The sequence below is a fragment of the Peptoniphilus sp. BV3AC2 genome (genome assembly GCF_000478945.1).
In the GTDB taxonomy this organism is placed as follows: Bacteria; Bacillota; Clostridia; order Tissierellales; family Peptoniphilaceae; genus Peptoniphilus_B; species Peptoniphilus_B duerdenii.
This window is the reverse complement of record NZ_AWXD01000004.1, coordinates 57,596-80,251: the sequence shown is the minus strand read 5'-3', so window position 1 is coordinate 80,251 and position 22,656 is coordinate 57,596. Positions and strand designations below refer to the sequence as shown.

The 22,656-nt window shown below is 33.5% G+C and carries 20 protein-coding genes; 19 read left to right on the top strand and 1 reads right to left on the bottom strand.

Annotated elements, in window-relative coordinates:
• Position 1 precedes the first annotated feature (1 nt).
• The 7 genes from murG to leuS all read left to right on the top strand — a co-directional run bounded on the left by murG (position 2) and on the right by leuS (position 8,710).
• The gene (murG, locus tag HMPREF1252_RS00475; RefSeq protein WP_023058862.1) at positions 2 to 1,102 is read left to right on the top strand and encodes an undecaprenyldiphospho-muramoylpentapeptide beta-N-acetylglucosaminyltransferase; all 1,101 of its coding nucleotides are present in this window, start codon (positions 2 to 4) and stop codon (positions 1,100 to 1,102) included.
• Positions 1,092 to 1,835, top strand: coding sequence for a cell division protein FtsQ/DivIB (locus tag HMPREF1252_RS00470; RefSeq protein WP_023058896.1), 744 nt, complete (start codon positions 1,092 to 1,094; stop codon positions 1,833 to 1,835). Before murG ends, HMPREF1252_RS00470 begins: the two co-directional genes overlap by 11 nt.
• A 91-nt stretch (positions 1,836 to 1,926) precedes the next feature.
• Complete coding sequence (gene ftsZ, locus HMPREF1252_RS00465) at positions 1,927 to 3,003, top strand: cell division protein FtsZ (protein WP_023058897.1); 1,077 nt, start codon at positions 1,927 to 1,929, stop codon at positions 3,001 to 3,003.
• 97 nt (positions 3,004 to 3,100) lie between these two features.
• Entirely contained in the window at positions 3,101 to 3,553 is a 453-nt protein-coding gene (gene nrdR, locus HMPREF1252_RS00460) for a transcriptional regulator NrdR (protein ID WP_008902037.1), read from the top strand.
• Between the two features lie 3 nt (positions 3,554 to 3,556).
• Positions 3,557 to 4,861, top strand: coding sequence for a replication-associated recombination protein A (locus HMPREF1252_RS00455; RefSeq protein WP_023058840.1), 1,305 nt, complete (start codon positions 3,557 to 3,559; stop codon positions 4,859 to 4,861).
• Between the two features lie 50 nt (positions 4,862 to 4,911).
• Positions 4,912 to 6,294, top strand: coding sequence for an asparagine--tRNA ligase (asnS, locus tag HMPREF1252_RS00450; protein WP_023058860.1), 1,383 nt, complete (start codon positions 4,912 to 4,914; stop codon positions 6,292 to 6,294).
• Positions 6,295 to 6,301: 7 nt separating this feature from the next.
• A complete protein-coding gene (gene leuS / locus HMPREF1252_RS00445) occupies positions 6,302 to 8,710 on the top strand; it encodes a leucine--tRNA ligase (RefSeq protein ID WP_023058855.1) in 2,409 nt (802 codons plus the stop codon).
• Between the two features lie 192 nt (positions 8,711 to 8,902).
• Here leuS and HMPREF1252_RS00440 read toward each other — a convergent pair whose 3' ends face one another.
• Positions 8,903 to 9,769, bottom strand: coding sequence for a neutral zinc metallopeptidase (locus tag HMPREF1252_RS00440; RefSeq protein ID WP_023058866.1), 867 nt, complete (start codon positions 9,767 to 9,769; stop codon positions 8,903 to 8,905).
• Positions 9,770 to 10,015: 246 nt separating this feature from the next.
• Here HMPREF1252_RS00440 and rpsB point away from each other — a divergent pair, with 246 nt between their 5' ends.
• From rpsB to rnpM, 12 genes are all read left to right on the top strand, one after another.
• Complete coding sequence (rpsB, locus tag HMPREF1252_RS00435) at positions 10,016 to 10,771, top strand: 30S ribosomal protein S2 (RefSeq protein WP_023058850.1); 756 nt, start codon at positions 10,016 to 10,018, stop codon at positions 10,769 to 10,771.
• A gap of 49 nt (positions 10,772 to 10,820) precedes the next feature.
• Positions 10,821 to 11,468, top strand: a complete 648-nt coding sequence (gene tsf / locus HMPREF1252_RS00430; protein WP_008902043.1) for a translation elongation factor Ts — start codon at positions 10,821 to 10,823, stop codon at positions 11,466 to 11,468.
• Between the two features lies 1 nt (position 11,469).
• Positions 11,470 to 12,186: a UMP kinase gene (gene pyrH / locus HMPREF1252_RS00425; RefSeq protein ID WP_008902044.1), complete on the top strand. Its 717-nt coding sequence runs from the start codon at positions 11,470 to 11,472 to the stop codon at positions 12,184 to 12,186.
• Positions 12,187 to 12,195: 9 nt separating this feature from the next.
• Positions 12,196 to 12,750 carry a ribosome recycling factor gene (gene frr / locus HMPREF1252_RS00420; protein WP_023058857.1) on the top strand — a complete coding sequence of 185 codons (555 nt, stop codon included), beginning with the start codon at positions 12,196 to 12,198 and terminating at the stop codon, positions 12,748 to 12,750.
• Positions 12,751 to 12,787: 37 nt separating this feature from the next.
• Positions 12,788 to 13,501 carry an isoprenyl transferase gene (locus HMPREF1252_RS00415; RefSeq protein WP_023058902.1) on the top strand — a complete coding sequence of 238 codons (714 nt, stop codon included), beginning with the start codon at positions 12,788 to 12,790 and terminating at the stop codon, positions 13,499 to 13,501.
• On the top strand, positions 13,498 to 14,286 hold the full coding sequence (locus HMPREF1252_RS00410; protein ID WP_023058843.1) for a phosphatidate cytidylyltransferase: 789 nt from the start codon (positions 13,498 to 13,500) through the stop codon (positions 14,284 to 14,286). Before HMPREF1252_RS00415 ends, HMPREF1252_RS00410 begins: the two co-directional genes overlap by 4 nt.
• On the top strand, positions 14,283 to 15,275 hold the full coding sequence (rseP, locus tag HMPREF1252_RS00405; protein WP_023058903.1) for an RIP metalloprotease RseP: 993 nt from the start codon (positions 14,283 to 14,285) through the stop codon (positions 15,273 to 15,275). Before HMPREF1252_RS00410 ends, rseP begins: the two co-directional genes overlap by 4 nt.
• Entirely contained in the window at positions 15,272 to 16,327 is a 1,056-nt protein-coding gene (gene ispG, locus HMPREF1252_RS00400) for a flavodoxin-dependent (E)-4-hydroxy-3-methylbut-2-enyl-diphosphate synthase (protein ID WP_023058894.1), read from the top strand. The genes rseP and ispG overlap by 4 nt, the downstream gene beginning before the upstream one ends.
• A gap of 3 nt (positions 16,328 to 16,330) precedes the next feature.
• Complete coding sequence (locus tag HMPREF1252_RS00395; RefSeq protein WP_023058876.1) at positions 16,331 to 20,542, top strand: PolC-type DNA polymerase III; 4,212 nt, start codon at positions 16,331 to 16,333, stop codon at positions 20,540 to 20,542.
• A gap of 105 nt (positions 20,543 to 20,647) precedes the next feature.
• A complete protein-coding gene (rimP, locus tag HMPREF1252_RS00390) occupies positions 20,648 to 21,112 on the top strand; it encodes a ribosome maturation factor RimP (protein ID WP_023058852.1) in 465 nt (154 codons plus the stop codon).
• Positions 21,113 to 21,120: 8 nt separating this feature from the next.
• Positions 21,121 to 22,359: a transcription termination factor NusA gene (nusA, locus tag HMPREF1252_RS00385; RefSeq protein ID WP_023058901.1), complete on the top strand. Its 1,239-nt coding sequence runs from the start codon at positions 21,121 to 21,123 to the stop codon at positions 22,357 to 22,359.
• Positions 22,360 to 22,383: 24 nt separating this feature from the next.
• Positions 22,384 to 22,650 carry an RNase P modulator RnpM gene (gene rnpM, locus HMPREF1252_RS00380; RefSeq protein ID WP_008902053.1) on the top strand — a complete coding sequence of 89 codons (267 nt, stop codon included), beginning with the start codon at positions 22,384 to 22,386 and terminating at the stop codon, positions 22,648 to 22,650.
• Positions 22,651 to 22,656 lie beyond the last annotated feature (6 nt).

The following is a 22,656-nucleotide window of genomic DNA, read 5'->3' as shown; positions in this document are numbered from 1 at the left end:
AATGAATATTATAATATCCGGCGGTGGAACTGGAGGACATATATATCCAGCCCTTGCCATAGTTGACGAAATAAAAAAGAGATATAAAGACGCAAATATTTTATATGTAGGTACAGAAAAAGGGCTTGAATCAGAAATAGTGCCTGAACATGGTGTTCCATTTAAAACTATTTCTGCAAAAGGCTTACCTAGAAAGAAGTTAAATGTTAAGACATTTAAGACTGCCATGTCTCTATACAAAGGACTTAGGCAATGTGACAAGATAATAAAAGAATTTAAACCAGACGTTGTAATAGGTACAGGTGGTTTTGTTTGTGCGCCGATCGTAATGAAAGCTCAGAGAAAAAAAATAAAGACTGTTATATCTGAACAAAATGCGTATCCAGGAATAACAAACAAAATTTTAAGCAAAAAGGCTGACCTAGTAGCTATAAACTTTGATGAAGCAAAAGAATATTTCGACAATGAAAATATTGTCTTCACAGGTAATCCAATTCGATCAGATTTTGAAAAAATAGATAAAGATGAGGCTTTTAAAAGACTTGGAGTAAAAAATGACATGCCGATTGTACTTTCTTTTGGTGGTTCAGGCGGACAAGAATCAACTAACGATGCCATCATAGAAATTATAAAGAGCAGGACTGAGTTGCCTTTTAGACTTATCCACATAACAGGTAAAGTTCATTATAAGAACTTTATGGAAGAGATAAAAGGAATTGATTTACCAGAAAATATAAAAATTTTAGATTACTCACACAAGATTCCAGATCTTTTAAAAATTTCAGATTTAGTAGTTGCATCTTCATCAGCTATGACCCTAGCAGAAATATCTGCAGTAGGGGTAGCTAGCATACTTATACCTAAATCATATACTGCAGGAAACCATCAGTTTTTCAATGCAAAATCATATGAAAACAAGGGTGCTTCCATAGTAATAAAAGAGAGCGATCTAAGTGGAGAAGTTCTACTTGATAGTATCGAGTCTCTACTTATGGATAAAAATAAATTGGAGAAAATGGGAAGTTCATCTAAAAAATTGGCTTCGGTAGATGCTGTAAAAAAACTAGTAGATGAAATTCTAAAAGTAATAGATGAGAAATAGACGTGTATCACAGAGATTAAGAAGAAAAAAACAAATGAGAAAGAGAAGAATAATCTTTATATCTCTTGTTATAATAATAGCTTTTTCTCTGATACAAATCTCTGGTATCTTCAGAATAAATAAATTAGATATAAGTGGCAACAATGTAGTTAAAAAATCTGAGATCGAAAAAATTTTAAATGAGTCAATTGGTAAGAATTACCTACTTCTAAATAAAGGGAAGAGTGAAAAGGCTCTTTTAAAAATTCCATATATAAAAGACGTTAAATTTTCTTATAAATTTAAAAATACACTGAGAGTATCAATAGATGAAAGGCAGGACTTTCTACTTATAAAAGGTGGAACGGAATATATAGCTGATAGAAATCTAAAGATTCTTGGTGAGAAAAGTAGTTCCAAAAAGGAACTTATAGTGGTAGAAGGAATAGACACAAACAAGTATGAAATAGGCGCTTATCTTTTTAGAAATGACGAAAATCTAAAAGAACTTTCTCAAAAACTTTTAAATTCAAATATCATTTTTGACATTAGCTCAATTAAATTCTATAAAGATAGCTGTGATTTTACACTTAAGGACGGAATACTAGTTAAGTTTGGTCCTGTAAATAATTTTGATTATAAGTTGGAAATGCTCGAAAAAATCAGAGAAGATATAAAAAATACAGGAAAAGATGTAGTATCTATTGATCTTTTTTCAAATGAAAATCCAATAGTTACTTTAAATGGTGTATAATTATAGATAAGTGTTGAAAAACAGTCATTTAGTATTGACTATTTAGTATTTTACTAATAAAATATAAGTATATAATGATGAGGAGGAAGTTATGTTAGATTTTGAGTTGGATCACGATGAATTCGCTAAAATAAAAATATTTGGAGTTGGCGGTGGCGGAAATAATGCCGTTAACAGAATGATTACAGCAGGAGTTAAGGGTGTAGAGTTCTATGCTTTAAATACAGATAAACAAGCTCTTAAGACTACTCTTGCAGATAATAAAGTACAAATCGGAGAAAAAATAACTAAAGGATTAGGAGCAGGAGCAAACCCTGATGTTGGAGAAAAATCTGCTGAAGAATCTAGAGATGAAATAAGAGAAGCTCTTGAAGGAGCAGATATGGTATTCATCACAGCTGGAATGGGCGGTGGTACAGGTACCGGAGCAGCTCCAGTAGTTGCTGAAGTAGCTCAAGAATTAGGACTTCTAACTGTAGGTGTTGTTACAAAACCATTTACCTTTGAAGGCGTTAGAAGATCTAAATCTGCTGAAAGAGGAATCCAAGCTTTAAAAGAAAAGGTAGACACACTTGTTATTATTCCTAACGACAGACTTCTTGATATTTCTGACAAGAAGACTTCATTTGCAAAAGCATTTGAAATGGCTGACGAAATTTTAAAACAAGGTGTTCAAGGTATATCTGATTTAATTTCTGTACCAAACCTTATTAATCTTGACTTTGCAGACGTTAAAACCATCATGGAAGATAAAGGTATCGCTCATATGGGTATCGGTATTGCATCTGGAGATGACAGAGCAACCGAAGCTGCAAAATTAGCAATCAACTCTCCTCTACTAGAAACTTCTATTGAAGGTGCTAAATCTGTACTTATTAATATTACTGCAGGAAATGACCTTGGAATATTTGAAGTTAATGAAGCCGCTGACCTTATCCGTGACTATGTATCTGAAGATGCTAACATCATATTCGGAGCAGGTATTGACGATACATTAAAAGATAGCGTTAAGATTACAGTAATTGCTACTGAATTTGAAGATGAAGATCATGGAAGAACTTCATTAAGAACAGATTCTATTAAAGAATCTAGAGCACCAAAGGCTAAGAGAGATAGTGCTAGTGATCTAGATATTCCAGAATTTCTAAAGAGAAGATTCGAAGATTAAATTAATAGATTTTAATGGGTATCTAAGGATACCCTGTTTTTTATTTTAAAAATATAACTTTAATATAAAATAATTATCTTTATAAAAGGGTGATAATATGAAATGTCCATTCTGTGGTAGTCTTGATTCAAAGGTAGTCGACTCAAGGCAAACCGACGAAGGCTCAATAATTAGAAGAAGAAGGGAATGTCCAAACTGTAAGAAAAGATGGACTACCTATGAGACGGTTGAAGAAACTCCATTAATAGTAGTTAAAAGAGATGGAAATAGACAGACCTTTGATCCAGAGAAGATACGTATTGGTATTATAAAATCTTGTGAAAAGAGACCTGTAAATATAGAAAAAATAGACGAAATAGTAAATGAAGTTGAGCGTAATATTAGAAACACTATGAAAAGAGAAGTACAATCTGATGAAATAGGCGAAATTGTCATGGAATATTTAAAGAATCTCGACGAAGTTGCCTACGTAAGATTTGCTTCAGTTTATAGAAATTTCACAGATGTAGATTCTTTCTACAAAGAGCTAGATAAATTCCAAAAGAGGTAAGTTATGGATCTATTTGATCTTGCTGCAGAAAAGAAAAATAAATCTAACGCTCCACTTGCTGAAAGGATGCGCCCTAAGAATTTAGATGAATTTGTAGGACAGAGTCATATTGTCGGCGAAGGAAAGTACTTAAACAGGCTTTTGAAATCTGGTAGAGTCTTCTCTATGATTTTTTATGGACCACCTGGAGTAGGTAAGACCACTCTTGCAGAAATATTTGCAGGACTTTCTGGATATAAGTTCGTAAGAATATCAGCGGTAACATCCGGAGTAAAAGAGCTTAGAGAATTACTTAAAACTGCGGAGGACGATTTAAAATTTAATAATGTAAAGACCATTCTTTTTATTGATGAGATTCATAGATTTAATAAATCACAGCAGGACGCTCTACTTCCATTTGTAGAAAAGGGACTGGTAACACTTATAGGTGCTACTACTGAAAATCCCTATTTTGAAGTAAACTCAGCACTGCTTTCTAGATGTCAAATAATAAATCTTGAACCACTTAAGGAAGAAGATCTACTCTTATTAATAGAGAGGGCGCTATCTGAAGAAAATGGACTTAAACATTTAAATGTTAGACTTTCTGAAGATGCTAAGAAGACCCTGATTCTACTAGCGGGAAATGATGCAAGATCTCTTCTAAACAACTTAGAAATAGCAGCACTTTCAACTCCTGGTAGAAATGGAGAAATAATAATAGATAAAACTGACGTTGAAAACTCTGTAATGAAAAAGAAAGTTCTCTATGATAAGAATGGAAATTCCCATTATGACAACATAAGCGCATTTATAAAATCTATGCGAGGAACTGATCCAGATGCGGCGGTATTCTACCTGGCACAGATGTTAAATTCGGGAGAAGATCCAAAGTTTATTGCAAGAAGAATGATAATATTTGCATCAGAAGATATTGGTTGTGCAAATCCTATGGCAATTCAAGTAGCAGTATCTTGTTTTGACGCTGTAAATATTGTCGGACTTCCTGAAGGCAGAATTATCTTGTCCCAATGTGCAATCTATCTTGCAACGAGTCCTAAATCAAATGCATCATACATTGCAATAGATGAAGCTTTAAGAGATGCTAGAGAAGGCAAGTCTTATACGATACCAATGTATTTAAGAGATAAGCACAACCCATCGGTAAATAATGAAGAAAATTACAAGTATCCACATAGCTATGGTGGATATGTAAGACAGGATTATCTTCCAATAGAGTTTAGGGACAGAAAATATTTTAGACCTAAGTCTTCTGGAGAAGAAGAAAAGATAATTGAATTTTTAAAAAATATAGAAGAAAATTTGTAATTTTACAAATTTTTATATAAAATAATATAAAAATATAACTAGGAGGAATTATGGTTATAGATATACAAAAAGTACTAAAAGATAAGAGTTTTATAGATAAAGAAGTAACGGTATGTGGTTGGATTAAGACCTCTAGAAGTTCTAAAAATTTTGGATTTATAGAATTAAACGATGGAAGTTCTTTCAAATCACTCCAAATTGTACTAGAAAGCAATCTAGAAAACTTCGAAGAAGTTAGTAAGTACACCATTTCTAGCTCAATAGAAGTAACAGGAAAGGTTGTAGAATCTCCTGGAGCTAAACAATCTGTTGAACTTCATGCAAAGGAAGTAAAGTTAATAGGACTTAGTGACAGGGATTATCCTCTTCAAAAGAAGAGACACACCATGGAATACCTAAGAACTAAGACACACCTAAGACCAAGGACAAATACATTTAAAGCGGTATTTAAAGTTAGAAGTTTGATAGCTTTTGCAATTCATAAATATTTCCAAGAAAATGGATTTGTTTACGTACACAGCCCAATCATTACTGCATCAGATGCTGAAGGTGCTGGAGAAATGTTCCAAGTAACAACACTAGATCTAAAAGATGTTCCAATGGTTGATGGAAAAGTTGATTATACCGAAGATTTCTTTGGAAGAGAAACACATTTAACAGTAAGTGGTCAGTTGGAAGCAGAAGCATTTGCTCATGCATTTAGAGATTGCTACACATTTGGACCTACATTTAGAGCAGAAAACTCAAATACAGCTAGACATGCTGCCGAATTCTGGATGGTTGAACCTGAGCTAAGTTTTTGTAAGCTAGAAGGCATGCTTGAAAATGTAGAAGGCTGCATCAAGTATGTAATTAACTATGTCCTTGAAAACGCACCTGATGAAATGGAATTTTTCAATCAATTTATTGATAAGGGACTTTTAGATAGACTTAAATCAATCGTCGAAAAAGATTTTGGAAAAGTTACCTACACAGAAGCGGTAGAATTATTAAAAGAATCAAAAGCAGACTTTAAATATCCTGTTGAATGGGGGATAGATTTACAGACTGAACATGAAAGATATTTAACAGAAGAAATATTTAAAAAGCCTGTATTTGTTACAGACTATCCAAAGGATATAAAAGCTTTCTACATGACTTTGAATGAGGATAATAAGACAGTAAGAGCATCTGATTTACTTGTTCCAGGAATTGGAGAACTAGTAGGTGGATCTCAAAGAGAACACAGACCTGAGGTGCTTGAAAATAGAATGAGAGAACTAGGACTTGATGTAGATGCATATGAATGGTATTTAGATCTAAGAAGATATGGTACGGTTATAACTTCAGGATATGGAATTGGATTTGAAAGACTTGTAATGTACATTACAGGTATGAAGAATATCCGTGACGTAATTCCATTCCCAAGAACAGTTAACTCAGCAGATATATAGGTGAAATATGAAAAAGTATAATCCAAAAGAAATAGAAAAAAAGTGGCAAAATTACTGGGATGAACATAAGACTTTTAAAACAGATGATGATTTAAACAAGAAAAAGTTTTACGCTCTAGTTGAATTTCCTTATCCATCAGGACAAGGACTTCACGTTGGTCACGCAAGACCATATACAGCTCTAGATGTAGTTTCTAGAAAAAGAAGACTTCAAGGTGAACAAGTTCTATTCCCAATGGGATGGGACGCATTTGGACTTCCAACAGAAAACTACGCTATAAAGAATAAGATTCATCCTAAAAAAGTAACTCTAGATAATATAAAGAATTTCAAAAGACAACTTAAATCAATAGGATTTTCATTTGATTGGGATAGAGAAATAGATACAACAGATCCAGAATACTATAAATGGACTCAATGGATCTTCCTACAATTATTTAAACATGGTCTAGCTTATAAACAAGAAATGCCAATTAACTGGTGTCCATCTTGTAAAGTTGGATTAGCAAATGAAGAAGTTGTCGGTGGATGCTGTGAAAGATGTGGTACTGAAGTAGTTAGAAAAGTTAAATCTCAATGGATGCTTAAGATAACTGACTATGCAGAAAAACTTCTAGAAGGACTTGATGAAGTAGATTTCATTGAAAGAGTAAAGACACAACAAAGAAACTGGATAGGTAAATCAGTAGGAGCAGACGTTAAATTTAAATTAAAAGACTTAGATGAAGAACTAGAAATCTTCACAACCAGACCAGATACAATCTTTGGAGCAACCTACATGGTTATATCTCCAGAACATCCACTCATTCAAAAATATAGAGATAGAATCGAAAACATAAACGATGTAGATAAATATATAGAAGAAGTTTCTAAAAAATCTGACTTTGAAAGAACAGAACTTTCTACAAATAAAACTGGAGTTGAACTTAAAGGAATTCATGCAATAAACCCAGCAAATGGAAAAGAAATACCAGTGTGGACATCAGACTATGTTCTAATGACCTATGGTAGTGGTGCTATAATGGCGGTTCCAGCTCATGATACAAGGGACTTTGAATTTGCAACTAAATTTGGACTTGAAATAGTACAAGTAATAGATAGCAAAGATAGTAAAGAACTACCGATGGTAGAAAAAGAAAATTGTACAGTTATTAATTCAGACTTTTTAAATGGACTAAGTGTTAAAGAAGCTAGCGAAAAAATAATTAAATTCTTAGAAGATAAACATATCGGAGAAAAGAAGACTAATTATAAATTGAGAGACTGGGTATTCTCAAGACAAAGATACTGGGGAGAACCAATTCCAATAATCCACTGTGACAAATGTGGTTACGTACCTATGGATGAAAAAGATCTTCCGCTTAGACTTCCAGAAGTTGAAAATTACGAACCATCTCACGATGGAGAAAGTCCACTTTCACATATGGATTCATTCGTAAACACAACTTGTCCAGTATGTGGAGGTCCAGCTAAGAGAGAAACAGATACCATGCCTCAATGGGCAGGATCATCATGGTACTTCTTAAGATATATAGATCCTCACAATCATGAAGCATTAGCAGATCCAAAACTTTTAGACCACTTCTTACAAGTTGACTGGTACAACGGAGGAATGGAACATACAACCCTTCACTTATTGTATTCAAGATTCTGGCATAGATTCCTATATGATATTGGAGTAGTGCCAACCAAAGAACCATATAAAAAGAGAACTTCTCATGGAATGATTCTTGGATCAAACTCTGAAAAGATGTCTAAATCTAGAGGAAATGTAATTAATCCAGACGACATTGTAAATGAATATGGAGCAGATACATTAAGAACCTATGAAATGTTTATGGGAGATTTTGAAAAGGCTGCACCATGGAGTACAAACGGAGTTAAGGGAGCTAGAAGATTCTTAGATAGAGTTTACGGACTAGCTGAACTAATTAATGATGAAAGTGGATATTCAAAGAACTTAGAGTCATTAATTCACAAGACTATTAAAAAAGTTACTGACGACTATGAAACTCTTAAATTTAACACTGCAATAGCAGCACTAATGAGTTTAGTAAATGAATTCTATGGACAAGGAAGTATAACTAAAAAAGATTACGAAACACTTTTAATTCTTCTAAATCCAGTAGCACCTCATATCACAGAAGAACAGTTCCATGAAGTGATTGGAGGTTACCTAAACGAAGCTAAGTGGCCTACTTACGAAGAAGATATGTTAGTTGATGACGAAGTAGAAATACCAGTTCAATTTAACGGCAAAGTAAGATTTAAAGTAGTAGTTCCAAAAGAAGCTACAGAAGAAGAAGTGTTTGCGAAAGCAGAAGCGACAGAAGATTTTAAAAACTGGTTAGAAGATAAAAAAATAGTTAAAAAGATCTATGTCAAAGGAAAGATACTAAATATAGTTATAAAATAAGATTTTTAAAAGCATCCTAATGGGTGCTTTTATTTTTTAGAAATATATTTTCATCTTAAAATTTTAGTTTAGAAAAATAAATTAATATTACTTACAAAATTAAAAACGTAAAATAATATAAAACAAAAAGACTTCAGAAGAAATTACTTTTGAAGTCTTTTTTATTAAAAATTTTAAACATAAATTTATTTATTACAATTTTCTATATTGAAACTCTGGCTTATATTTTAATCCTTTGAAAAATTGCATAGCATGTTCTAAATCGTGATGCTTAAAGCCTTGTTCAAATGCATTTTTTCTCTGCTCAGAAGTTCCGTGGGTAAATGTATCTGCGTTTACCTCTTGGCCACTCATCTTTTGAATTCTATCATCCCCGATTGAAGCAGCTGCATTCATAGCTTCTTCAATGTCGCCGCTTTCCAAGTATCCCTTTTCTTGAATATAGTAAGCAAAAAGTCCACCGAAGTAGTCTGCCTGAAGTTCCATAGCAACAGAATATTTATTATATTCTTCTTCTGAAAGTTTGTTTCTAAGTGGTTGAACTTGATTAAGTACATTTAATTGATTTTGAACATGGTGTCCGATTTCGTGGGCTAGGACATATGCAAAAGCAAAGTCGCCGTCAGCACCAAAAGTATTTTTTAAATCATAATAAAATGTAGAATCTATATATACGGTTTGATCAACAGGACAGTAGAATGGACCCATATTTGACTGAGCAAGACCACATCCGGATCTAGTAGCTTGACTAAATAGAGTCATCTTAGGTTCTTTGTACTCAATTCCATATTCGTTGAACTTTTCGTGCCAAACATCTTCTGTATCTGCCAAAACTACGGACAGAAAGTCTTCTAGCACAGCTTGTTCTTTAGTTGTTTGTACATTATTATTGTTAACGGGTGAAGTATCTCTTGGAAGATTAGAAATATCTCCTCCTAGCAATACATATGCAAGTATTAAAACTAATCCTACAATTCCACCACCAAAAATGGATGGGGAACCACCGACTCTACTTCCTCTCTGTACGTTAGAACTCTTTCTTCTACCTTGCCATTTCATTATAATTTCCTCCTAAAATTTAAGTTCTATATATTGTTTACCCTATTAGGAATAAAATAAAGTTATTTTAAGAATATATTGAGCAAAGATGGCTTATATTTTAAATAATTTAGTTGATACTGAAGCTTTTATATGTTAAGATATTAGAGGTATTAAATGACACACATTTTCTGACGGTACTCAAGTTGCCTACATGGTCTGAGATCGGTTGACGAAAATGGAGGAATAAAAAACGGAGGTGTAAAGATGTCAGTTATATCAATGAAAGCACTCCTTGAAGCAGGAGTACACTTTGGACACCAAACTAGAAGATGGAATCCAAAGATGTCAAGATTTATCTTTACAGAAAGAAATGGAATCTATATTATAGATCTTCAAAAAACAGTAAAGAAAATAGAAGAAGCTTACGATTTCGTAAGAGAATTAGCAGAAGAAAACAAGACTATACTATTTGTAGGAACTAAGAAACAAGCCCAAGATGCTATCGAAAAAGAAGCTAGAAGATGCGAAATGCCATTCATTAACCAAAGATGGTTAGGTGGACTTCTTACAAATTTCAAAACTATTAAAAAGAGAGTTGAAAGACTTCACGATCTTGAAGAAATGGAAGAAGATGGAACATTCGATGTTCTACCTAAGAAAGAAGTTATTAAACTTAAACTTGAAAGAGAAAGACTTGAAAAGTTCCTTGGTGGAATTAAACATATGGACAGACTACCAGATTGTATCTTCGTAGTTGACCCTAAGAAAGAATATATCGCTGTTAAAGAAGCTGATATTCTAGGTATTCCAGTAGTAGGAATCATCGACACTAACTGTGATCCAGATGAAATTGACTATCCAATCCCTGGAAACGACGATGCAATAAGAGCGGTTAAACTAATCACTGAAACTATTGCAAATGCGGTATTAGAAGGTAAGCAAGGAACTCAATTTACTGACTTTGACGAAGAAGGTTCTCAAGAAGAACTTGAAAACGAACCAGTAGAAGAGGAAGAATAAGATAATTTGGGTTCTAAGCTTAGGACCCTTTTTTTATAGGAGGTTTTAAATGAATATTACAGCACAAATGATTAAAGAATTAAGAGAAATTACATCAGCAGGTATGATGGATTGTAAAAAAGCTCTTACTGAAACAGATGGAGATTTAGAAAAAGCAATAGATTTCCTTAGAGAAAAAGGACTTGCATCTGCAGCTAAAAAATCATCTAGAATTGCAGCTGAAGGTCTAGTAGAAAGCTATATTCACGGCGGAAGAATCGGAGTTCTTATAGAAGTTAACTCTGAAACTGACTTCGTTTCTAAAAACGAAGAATTCAAGGCATTCGTAAAAGATATGGCTATGCAAGTTGCTGCTGCAAATCCAAAGTATGTAACTCGTGAAGAAGTACCAGCTGAACAAGTTGATCACGAAAGAACTGTATTAAAAGAACAAGCTCTAAACGAAGGTAAACCAGAAAAAATCGTTGAAAAGATGGTTGAAGGTAGACTTGAAAAATTCTATGAAGAAATTGTTCTACTTGATCAAAAGTTCATCAAAGATGGCGATCTAAAGGTACAAGATGTTCTTACTAATCTAATTGCAAAGATTGGTGAAAATATTAAGATCAGAAGATTCGTTAGATACGAAGTTGGAGAAGGTCTAGAAAAAAGAGAAGAAGACTTCGCAGAAGAAGTAGCTAAACAAATGGGTAAATAAAATGGATAAAGCCCATAATAAATACAATAGGGTAGTTTTAAAGTTAAGCGGTGAAGCTATGGCTGGAGATGCTAAGGTCGGTATCGATCCTGTAACTGTAAAAGCCATTGCCGAAGAAATAAAAAGAGCTTATGAAACTGGAGTAGAAATTGGTATTGTAGTCGGTGGTGGAAACTTCTGGAGAGGTAGATCTTCAGGAGATATGGACAGAGCCACTTCTGACTATATGGGCATGCTTGGAACTGTAATGAATGCTCTTGCTCTTCAAGACATGTTAGAGTCATTGGGAGTAGACACAAGAGTTCAAACTGCAATCGAAATGAAAGAAGTTGCCGAACCTTATATAAGACGTAGGGCAATTAGACATCTAGAAAAGAAAAGGGTAGTTATATTTTCTGCAGGAATTGGAAATCCATACTTTTCTACCGACACAACAGCTGCACTTAGGGCTGCAGAAATCGGTGCAGAAGTAATCCTTCTTGCAAAGAAAGGTGTGGATGGAATCTATGATTCTGATCCTAATATAAATCCAGATGCCAAGAAATTTGACACTCTTACTTACCAAGAAATTCTTACTAGAAGACTTACGATTATGGATAGTACTGCAACATCTCTTTGTATGGACAATAATATTCCGGTAATAGTATTTGGAATAGATATAGAAAACTCAATATATGATGCTGTATCTGGAAAAACAATTGGTACTAGCGTTAATTAGGAGGTAATTATGTTTGATTATAAGCGCGAAGCTGAAGATAAAATGAAAAAATCCATTGAGGTTTTAAAAGACGATTTACTTTCTATAAGAGCGGGAAGAGCAAATCCAGCACTTTTAGATAAAATTACAGTTGAATACTATGGACAAGTGACTCCACTTAACCAAGTTGCAGGGATCTCAGCTCCTGAAGCAAGACTTCTTGTTGTACAACCATGGGATCAATCACTTATACCTGTTATTGAAAAAGAAATTTTAAAATCTGACTTAGGTCTTAACCCATCAAATGATGGAAAAGTTGTAAGACTTATAATTCCACAACTTACCGAAGAAAGAAGACGCGACCTTACTAAAATCGTTAAGAAAAACGGCGAAGACACTAAGGTTGCTATTAGAAACATCAGAAGGGTTGCTATTGACGAAGTGAAGAAACTTGAAAAAGATAAAGAAATATCTGAAGACGAAAGAAAAGTAGCTGAAGATAAAGTTCAAGAACTCACAGATAAATATATTAAAGAAGTCGATGTAGTAACTAAAGCTAAAGAAGATGAGTTAATGGAAATTTAATAAAGGCCCTGAGGGCCTTTTATTTTTTAGGAGAAATATGGAAATAGATTTAAACAAAGTTCCTGCACATATCGGCATAATTATGGATGGCAATGGTCGTTGGGCTAAGAATAAAAATAAAATCAGATCCTTCGGTCACAAGGAAGGAGCAGAAAGAGTTATAGATATTGTAGAAGAAAGTTATCGTTTGGGAGTTAAATACCTTACCCTATATGCTTTTTCTACAGAAAATTGGAAGAGACCCGCAGATGAAGTGGGATATCTCATGACTCTTTTAAATAGTTTTATAGATAAAAAATTGAAAAGACTTCATGAAAATGGTGTTAAAATAAATGTACTAGGAGATATTGATAGATTGGATGATGGTACATTTAAATCTGTAAAAAAAGCAATAGAAACTACAAAAGATAATAAAAAAATGGTTTTAAATATCGCCCTTTCCTATGGTGGTAGAGCTGAAATAGTGAGGGCTTCTAAGTTAATTGCAAGAGATTATAAAGATGGAAAATTAAATCTCGAAGATATAACGGAAGATAGTTTTAACGATTTTTTATACACCAAAGATATTCCTCCAGTGGATCTTTTGATTCGACCAGGTGGGGAAAAGAGAATTTCAAATTTTTTACTATACCAACTAGCATATGCTGAATTTATCTTTGTAGATACCCTATGGCCAGACTTTAGAGAAGAAAATCTAAGAGAAGCAATCCTAGAATATCAAAATAGAAATAGAAGGTACGGTGGACTATGAAAAACTTTGTAACGAGAAGTATAACCGCTGTTGTCGGTGTAATCCTACTATATTTTATAATTAAAAATAGCGGCATATATCTATCTACTGCAATTTTATTTATGTCGATTGTAGGAATCTATGAAATAAAAAATTGTTTTAAAAATATTAATATAAATATTAATGCCTACTTGCTGTATATTTTTACTGTGTTCTTATTTCTAATTAGAAGTGTACCTAAATTTGAAGTTATGGCAAGTTTTGAGTACGTATTTATACTTATAATTATGCTTATTTCATTTGTGCTAGATTTAGATATCAATAGAAATATTGACGACAGTGTGTATACAGTTTTTAGCTATATCTATATTCCGGTAATATTTGACCTACTTTATAAAATGAACAATATTTACTTGGTGCTTGTCTTTATAATGGCTTTTGCCACAGATACATTTGCCTACTTAGTAGGTATAACAATGGGAAGACATAAACTTATACCAAGTATTTCTCCTAAGAAATCGGTGGAGGGAGCTATCGGTGGAGTAGTAGGAGCGGTTATCCTAGGATGTACTTGGCTTAATTATAATGATTTTAAGCTGGATGTTCTTACTGTAATCTTTCTTATTTTCACCTCTATATCTTCACAACTAGGTGATTTAATAGCTTCAAAGATTAAAAGAGTAGCAGGAATAAAAGATTATGGAAATATTTTTCCAGGACATGGAGGAGTTCTCGATAGATTTGACAGTATTTTAGATGTCACTGTAATAATATTTCTATTTTCAAAAGTAATGGAGGTACTATGACTACTATTATAAGTGCAATTTTTGTCTTCCTTCTTGTAATATTGTTACATGAAGCTGGACATTTAGTGGCTGCAAAAGCCTCTGGAATAAAAGTAAATGAATTTGCTGTTGGAATGGGTCCAAAAATATTTGGAAAACAAAAAGGAGAAACGCTTTATTCTCTTCGCGCTCTTCCGATTGGCGGATATTGCGCTATGGAAGGTGAAGGAGAAGATTCTGAAGATCCAAGGGCGTTTAACAATGTAAGTATTGGTAGGAGAATGGTAACTATACTAGCAGGAGCATTTATGAATTTTGTCCTAGCAATAGTTGCTTTTACTATCATTGCAGGATTTAATGGTGTTCCAAGTACAACTATTGGTGAAATCGTACCAGGTAGTCCTGCTGAACAGATGGGATTTGTGCCAGGTGATAAGGTCGTTGTAATAGATCACACAGAAATAAAAGAATTTTCAGATATACCTAAGACTATCGCTGCAGCACAAAAAGATACAGTAAGGGTTTATGCTGTCAGAGAAGGTAGACTTTATGCACAAAATGTAAAAGTTGAAGAAAAAGATGGTCAAAAAATGATAGGTATAAAGCCAAAAATAAATCGTGGAGCCACATACTCAGTTAGATATGGTTTTAAACAAACTGCAAATGTGGTTAAAGAAGTTTTCCAAGTTTTAGGAATGCTTTTTACAGGTAAACTTGCTCTATCTAGACTTTCTGGTCCTGTTGGAGTTATAAAAGTAATTGGACAGTCAGCTAAGTTTGGATTTTTAAATGTGCTTGCAATACTTGGACTTATTTCGGCAAATTTAGGTGTGGTAAATCTACTTCCTATACCAGCCCTTGATGGTGGTAGATTTGTCATGTTATTAATTGAAAAGTTAAGAGGTAAACCACTTAGCGAAAAAGTAGAATACTATATAAATCTTTTTGGATTTATATTTGTATTTTCTATTATGATATATGTAACTATATTTGGAGATCTTAAAAGATGATTAATAGAAGGATGACTAGAGTTATAGATGTCGGTGGAATTAAGATAGGAAATCCACATCCGATTACCATCCAATCCATGACGAACACTATAACTTGTGACATTGAAAATACTGTAGCACAGATAAAGAAATTGGAAGATGCTGGTTGTGATATCATAAGATTTGCGGTAAATGATTTTGATGACGCAGAGGCTATTCCAAAAATTAAAGAAAAAATAAATATTCCTACAATTGCAGACATTCAATACGATTATAGATTAGCTGTTGAAGCTGCAAAACATGGTGTGGATGGACTTAGAATAAATCCTGGGAACATAGGTGAAAGATGGAAGGTTAAAGAAGTTGTCGAAGCTGCAAAGGAGAGAGGAATTTCTATAAGAGTCGGAGTAAACTCCGGTTCGATTAGCCAAGAAATTCTAGATAAATTTTCTGGTGTAAATGTAGATAGTCTTGTTGAATCTGCCCTTAGCGAAGTAAATTATTTAGAATCTCTAGGTTTTAAAGATATTAAGGTATCTTTAAAAGCATCGGATCCACTTTTAAATATCAGGGCTTATGAAAAATTTGCAAGCTTAACAGATTATCCACTTCACTTGGGAGTTACCGAAGCAGGACCACCAAAAATCGGTGCGATTAAGTCTGCTATTGGAATCGGTTCTCTTCTTCAAGAAGGAATAGGTGATACAATAAGAGTATCTCTTACATCAGATCCTGTAGAAGAGATCTATGTAGCAAAAGAAATTCTAAAATCACTTGGTCTTAGAAGAGATGGAATCGAGCTAATCAGCTGTCCAACATGTTCTAGAACCAAGATAGATTTAATCTCCTTGGTAGATGAAGTTGAAAATCGTTTAGACACTAAGGACTTAAATTTAAAGATAGCCTTGATGGGCTGTAGAGTTAACGGACCAGGAGAAGCCAGAGAAGCTGATATAGGAATAGCTGGTGGAAATGGTCGTGGAGTTATATTTAAACACGGAGAGATCGTAAAATCTGTTGATGAAAAAGATCTCGTAGATGAACTTATTAAAGAAATAGAGAATTTAAGGTGAACTATGTTTGATTTTGAAAAATTTTCAAGTATATTGGGAATTAAAAACGAAGAAGTAAACTTAAATATTGTTGATATAAACTTTGATGAGGACAGCTTAAAACTGAATGTAGTTATGAGTTCAAACCATCCAATTGAGGATGGTTTTATTAATACTATTAAAGAGAGAATTCTTGAATATATTCCAGAAATATACCTTGATTTAAAGATTGTATACGAGAATATAGACCCTATCTCTCTTACAAAAGAGACAATTCTTTTAGATTCACCATCATTTAACTGCTGGCTTAAAGATGAACTTATGCGTGTAGATGAAGAGAAGGGTTATTTAATATTAGAGGTTCCAGATAAAACTTGTTACGATTTAATAAATTCTAATAAAATTAAAACTAGCTTGGATAAAGCTTTAGATCCTCACAATCTAAAGTTTGTAATTGAAAAAGGTTTTGATGAAGATATAGATTTAGACTATATTGATACATTAAAAGACATGGAGAAAGAGGTTATGGAGACTACTGTTGTTAAACAGGAGGTTAAAAAAACGCCTCAAGCTCAATCAAGCGGCAATACAAAATACAGAAAAGGCAAGTTTAAAGGTGATGAAATATCTATTGCAGAGGTTTCAACCAACTATCAATACGTAGTCTTAACAGGAGATATTTTCGATATTGAAGTAAAAGAACTTCGTAGCGGCAAAAGAATAATCCTTATAAAGATAACCGACTACACATCCTCAACGGTTTTGAAAAAATTTATGGAAGAAAATGAAGTAGCGGAGTTCAAAGATGAATTCAAAGTGGGAACTAGAATTAAAGTTTCTGGTAGAGTTGAATACGACAACTTTATGTCCATTGTGGTTATTAATTTTAAAGCAATAGAAAAAGTTGAGAAGGAAAAGATAGTAGAAAAATCTGAAAAACACAGAGTTGAACTTAGACTTCATACAAAGATGTCAACAATGAGCGGAATTACTGACTTTGAAGAATTTGCGAAATTTGCAAAAGATTTAGGCCATAGTGCTCTTGCAATAACGGATGTTTCTGATGTGCAAGGATTTACGAATGCTATGGATGCTTCTAAATCTACAGGAATAAAAGCAATCTATGGACTCGACATGAGACTGGTTGACGATACCATGGGAATTGTAGAAAATTTTGAAGGAAAAAATTACAACCAAAAATTCGTTGTATTTGATATTGAATCCACAGGTCTTTCTCCGGCATCAGATATGATTACAGAAATCGGTGCTGTTAAGATTGAAGATGGAGTCATTGTGGATAGATTTTCAAGATTTGTAAATCCGATGCGACCAATACCAGAAAAAGTTGTAGAGCTTACTCGTATAACTAATGAAATGGTAGCTAATGAACCGCCGATAGAAGTGGTAATAAAAGATTTTGTAGAATTCATAGGAGATGCTACTCTTGTAGCTCACAATGCGGAGTTTGATACTGCGTTTATAAGAAGAGATATGGATAAGGTGGGGCTTAAGTTTGATTTTCCTGTTTTAGATACACTTTATTTATCAAGAGCAATCTTAAATGACTTGAAGAGATTTAATCTTTCTGCAATTTGTAAAAAACTCGGGGTTAATTTAGAAGGAGCCCACAGAGCTGTTAACGATGCTGAAGCTACGGCAGAAGCTTTTATAAAGATGATGAAGCTCGGTGGATCTCCAAAATCATTTGAAGAAATAAATAAACTTTTCGATAAAATAGATAAATCGGTTTTATTTTCAAAAGATTCCACAGCAATAGTTCAGACTCAAGAAGGATTAAAAAATCTATATAAACTAGTTTCCGCATCACATATGGAATATTTTAATATAGAAGCCAAAGTACCTAAAACTATCTTTAATAAATATAGAAAAGGAATACTTCTAGGATCAGGAACATCCAAAGGTGAACTTTGGAATGCAATTTATTTTGGAAAACCTCATGAAAAATTATTAGAGATTGCATCCTACTATGACTATTTAGAAATACAACCAATAGGAAATAATCTAAACTATGTGGTTAGTGAAAAATTAAAAGACAAAGAAGATTTAATAAATATCAACAAGAAAATTTTAGCACTTGGAGATGAATTAAATAAACCGGTTGTTGCAACTGGAGATGTGTACTACTTATATCCTCACCAAGATCTTTCTAGAAGAATAGTTTTAAGTGGAGTTACAGGACCTGTTAATCCAGAGGTTAAAATACCTAATACTCTCTATTTTAGAACTACGGACCAAATGCTAGATGAGTTTGACTATCTTGGAGACAGATGCGAAGAAGTTGTAATTACAAATTCAAACAAAATAGCAGATATGGTAGATGATATTAAACCACTACCAGATGGAACATTTCCACCTTATATCGAAGGCTCTGAAGAAATGTTAAAGAAGATAACTTTTGATAGAGCCCATAGCATCTACGGGGAAGATTTACCTGAAATAGTAGAAAAAAGATTGGATAGAGAATTAAATTCAATCATAGGAAATGGATATGCGGTTCTATACATCATCGCTGAAAAACTTGTAAAGAAATCCAATAGCGATGGATACTTAGTAGGATCTAGAGGATCAGTAGGAAGTTCTTTTGCAGCGACTATGGCAGGAATAACAGAAGTAAATCCTCTTCCGCCACATTATGTCTGTCCAAAATGTAAGTACTCGGAATTTGTAGATGAAACATTGGTAGGATCTGGGGTGGACTTGGAAAGAAAGAACTGTCCTGTATGTGGGACAGAGTTAAATCGAGATGGACACAATATTCCATTTGAAGTTTTTCTAGGTTTTGAAGGGGATAAGGAACCTGATATAGATTTGAACTTTGCGGGAGAATATCAACCTGTAGCTCACAAGTATACTGAAGAACTTTTCGGAGAAGGGTATGTTTTTAGAGCTGGAACCATCGGAACAGTTGCAGAAAATACTGCGTATAGAATAGTAAAAAATTACTATAAAGATGAAATCGTACCTCCTGTTGAAATAGATAGACTCGCGAAGGAAATAACAGGAGTTAAGAGAACATCTGGCCAACATCCAGGTGGAGTAATGATAGTTCCAAAAACTTCTAGTATCTATGATTTCTCACCGATTCAATATCCTGCCGATAAAAAATCTTCTGGAGTTATAACTACGCACTTTGATTATAACTTCCTTCACGGAAAAATTTTAAAACTCGATATACTCGGTCACGATGGTCCGACTATTATAAAGATGCTTGAAGATTTAACAGGATTAAAGTCAGAAGATATCTACCTAGATGATAAGAGGACTATGAGTCTATTCAGTAGCTCTGAAGAATTAAAGATGAACAAAGAAATCTATGAATGTGAAACAGGGACACTGGGCATCCCAGAATTTGGAACAGATTTTGTAAAGAGAATGCTAATAAAAACAAAACCATCTACCTTCTCAGAACTCGTACAAATTTCAGGACTTTCTCATGGAACGGATGTATGGACAAACAATGCAGAAGATTTAGTTGATCAAGGTCTTGCGAAGCTTCAAGATGTTATATCCACAAGAGAGGATATAATGGTTTATTTAATCCAAGCTGGTGCGGAAAATAAAATGGCATTCTTTACCATGGAAAAAGTTAGAAAAGGAAAAGGGCTAACAGATGAGCAAAGGGAAATAATGGAAAAACTCCCACTACCAAGTTGGTATATCGGAGCTTGTGAAAAGATAAAGTACATGTTCCCAAAAGCCCACGCAGTTGCGTATGTAATGCTTTCCTTTAGAGTTGCTTACTATAAATTAAATTATCCACTAGAATATTATGCAACATATTTTACGAACAAATTAACAGACTTTGATATAGAAACAATATCAAAGGGTGTTGGAGCAATGAAGGAAAAACTCAATGAACTTCTTCAAATAAAAAATCCATCACAAAAAGAAAAAGGTCAGAGAAACACATTGGAAATGACGCTTGAAATGTATTCTAGAGGAATTGAATTTAAATTTATTGACATCTATAAATCTCAGGCAAAGACATTTGTAATAGAAGATGGTGCGATCAGAGTTCCATTTATGGCAGTGCCAGGACTAGGAGAAGCTATTGCAAATAGTATTGTCGAAAGCTCAAAAGAAAATAAATATATTTCTGTTGAAGACTTTATAAATAAAACTGGGGCAACAAAGGCAATAGTTGAAATGTTGCGTGAAAATAATTGTTTTGAAGGCATGCAAGAAAATAATCAACTATCACTATTTAACTTTTAAACCTTGATATTTACAGAAAATTTGATATAATAGTAATGATGATAGAAAGTAACTAAGGAGTGGGGTTTCCCACTCCGTATTTTTTACTTAAAAAAGGGGTGTAAAATGACATCATCTAAAGGAATATTAAGTAAATTAAACGAAATATCTACAAAGATAGCCGAAGAGAGAGGCTATGAAATAGTAGAAGTTGCATACAAAAAAGCGACTCCTCATTCGTTAGTGTCAGTATTTATTTATAAAGAAGATGGAATCTCACTCGATGACTGTGACACAATGAGTAGAGCGATAGAAGAAGAGTTAGACAAAGAAGATATAATTGAAGAAAGTTACTATTTAGAAGTTTCTTCACCAGGATTAGATAGACCGATAAAAACTCAAGACGACTTAAGGAGAAACAAAGGTAAATTAGTGGAAGCTAAACTATTTGCACCACTCGATGGAAATAAATTATACGAAGGCGTACTAGCTTCCTATACAAAAGATACCGTAATATTAGATAATGAAGGTAAAGAAGTAGAATTACCTCTTAAATCTATCTCAAAAATGAGTCAAAAGATTGTGTTCTAGGGGGACGTATGAACGAAGAATTTATATTAGCGCTTAATCAATTAGAGAGCGAAAAAGGAATAAAAAAAGACATTGTCTTTGAAGCATTAGAAGCTGCTCTAATATCAAGCTATAAGAAGAATTTTGGAATGTCGAACCAAAATATAGTAGTAGACATCAACAAAGAAAATGGAAATATAAAAATTTTCAAAGAAATGACAGTTGTAGATGAAGTAGAAGATGAAGATACTGAGATATCTCTTGAAGATGCAGAAGAGATTAGCAGCAAGTACAAAGTTGGAAGTATCGTAAGAATTGAAATAGATCCAATGAAATTTGGAAGAATTGCTGCACAAACTGCAAAGCAAGTGGTTATTCAAAAGATCAAAGATGCTGAAAAAGATATAATCTATGATGATTTTATCGATAGAGAAGGAGAACTTATCACTGGACAAGTTCAAAGATCTTCAAAGGGATATGTATTCATAGACCTTGGTAAATCAGAGGGAATTCTTCCGCCGAACGAACAAATAAAGGGTGAAGATTATTCCCATGGAAATAGGTACAAGATGATAATACTTGAAGTTAAGAAGACTCCTAAAGGACCACAAATTATACTTTCAAGATCTCATCCAAATCTAATCAAGAGACTTTTTGAACTAGAAGTACCAGAAATTCATGATGGAATAGTAGAAGTATTTAACATCAGTCGTGAAGCTGGATCTAGAACTAAGATTGCAGTATTTTCAAAGTCTGAAGACGTAGATCCACTTGGAGCATGCGTTGGATTTAAAGGAGCAAGAGTAAAGGCTATTTTAGATAGCATTGGCGAAGAAAAGATAGACATAATAATCTGGGACAGAGATATCGATCACTTCATAGCAAATGCCTTAAGTCCTTCAAATGTTGAAAAAGTATTTATAGATGACAGCAATAAACAAGCTTTGGTAGTTGTTCCAGATTACCAACTTTCACTTGCAATAGGTAAGGAAGGTCAAAATGTTAGACTTGCTGCAAAACTTACAAATTGGAAAATAGATATAAAATCTGTATCTCAATTTGAAGAATATCTAGAAGCAGAAAATATGACTGAAGATGAGCTATATGCAAAACTCGGATACGAAGATGACGAAGATGAAAATGTAGCAGATGAAGAAATTGAATTTCATGATGAAGCATCCGCAGAAGATATCGATGAAGAAGATGAAATGGATTTAGAAGAAGCTGAAGACAATTTAGATACTACAGACACAGATTCAGAAGAATAAATCAGGAGAAATACAAAACTTGCAATGAAAAAGACAAGAAAAATTCCGCAGCGTAAATGTGTAGGTTGTGGAGAACAAAAATCCAAATTTGATTTAATAAGAGTCGTAAAGACTAAAGAAAATCAAATTTTTATAGATAGAACGGGAAAACTAAATGGCAGAGGTGCTTATTTGTGCGATGATTTAAATTGTCTAGAAAAAGCTATCAAGACGAAAGCTCTTAATAGATCGTTTGAAATGGAGATTGATGAGAAGACCTATGAAAATCTAAGAGAAGAAATCCATAAATAACACCTG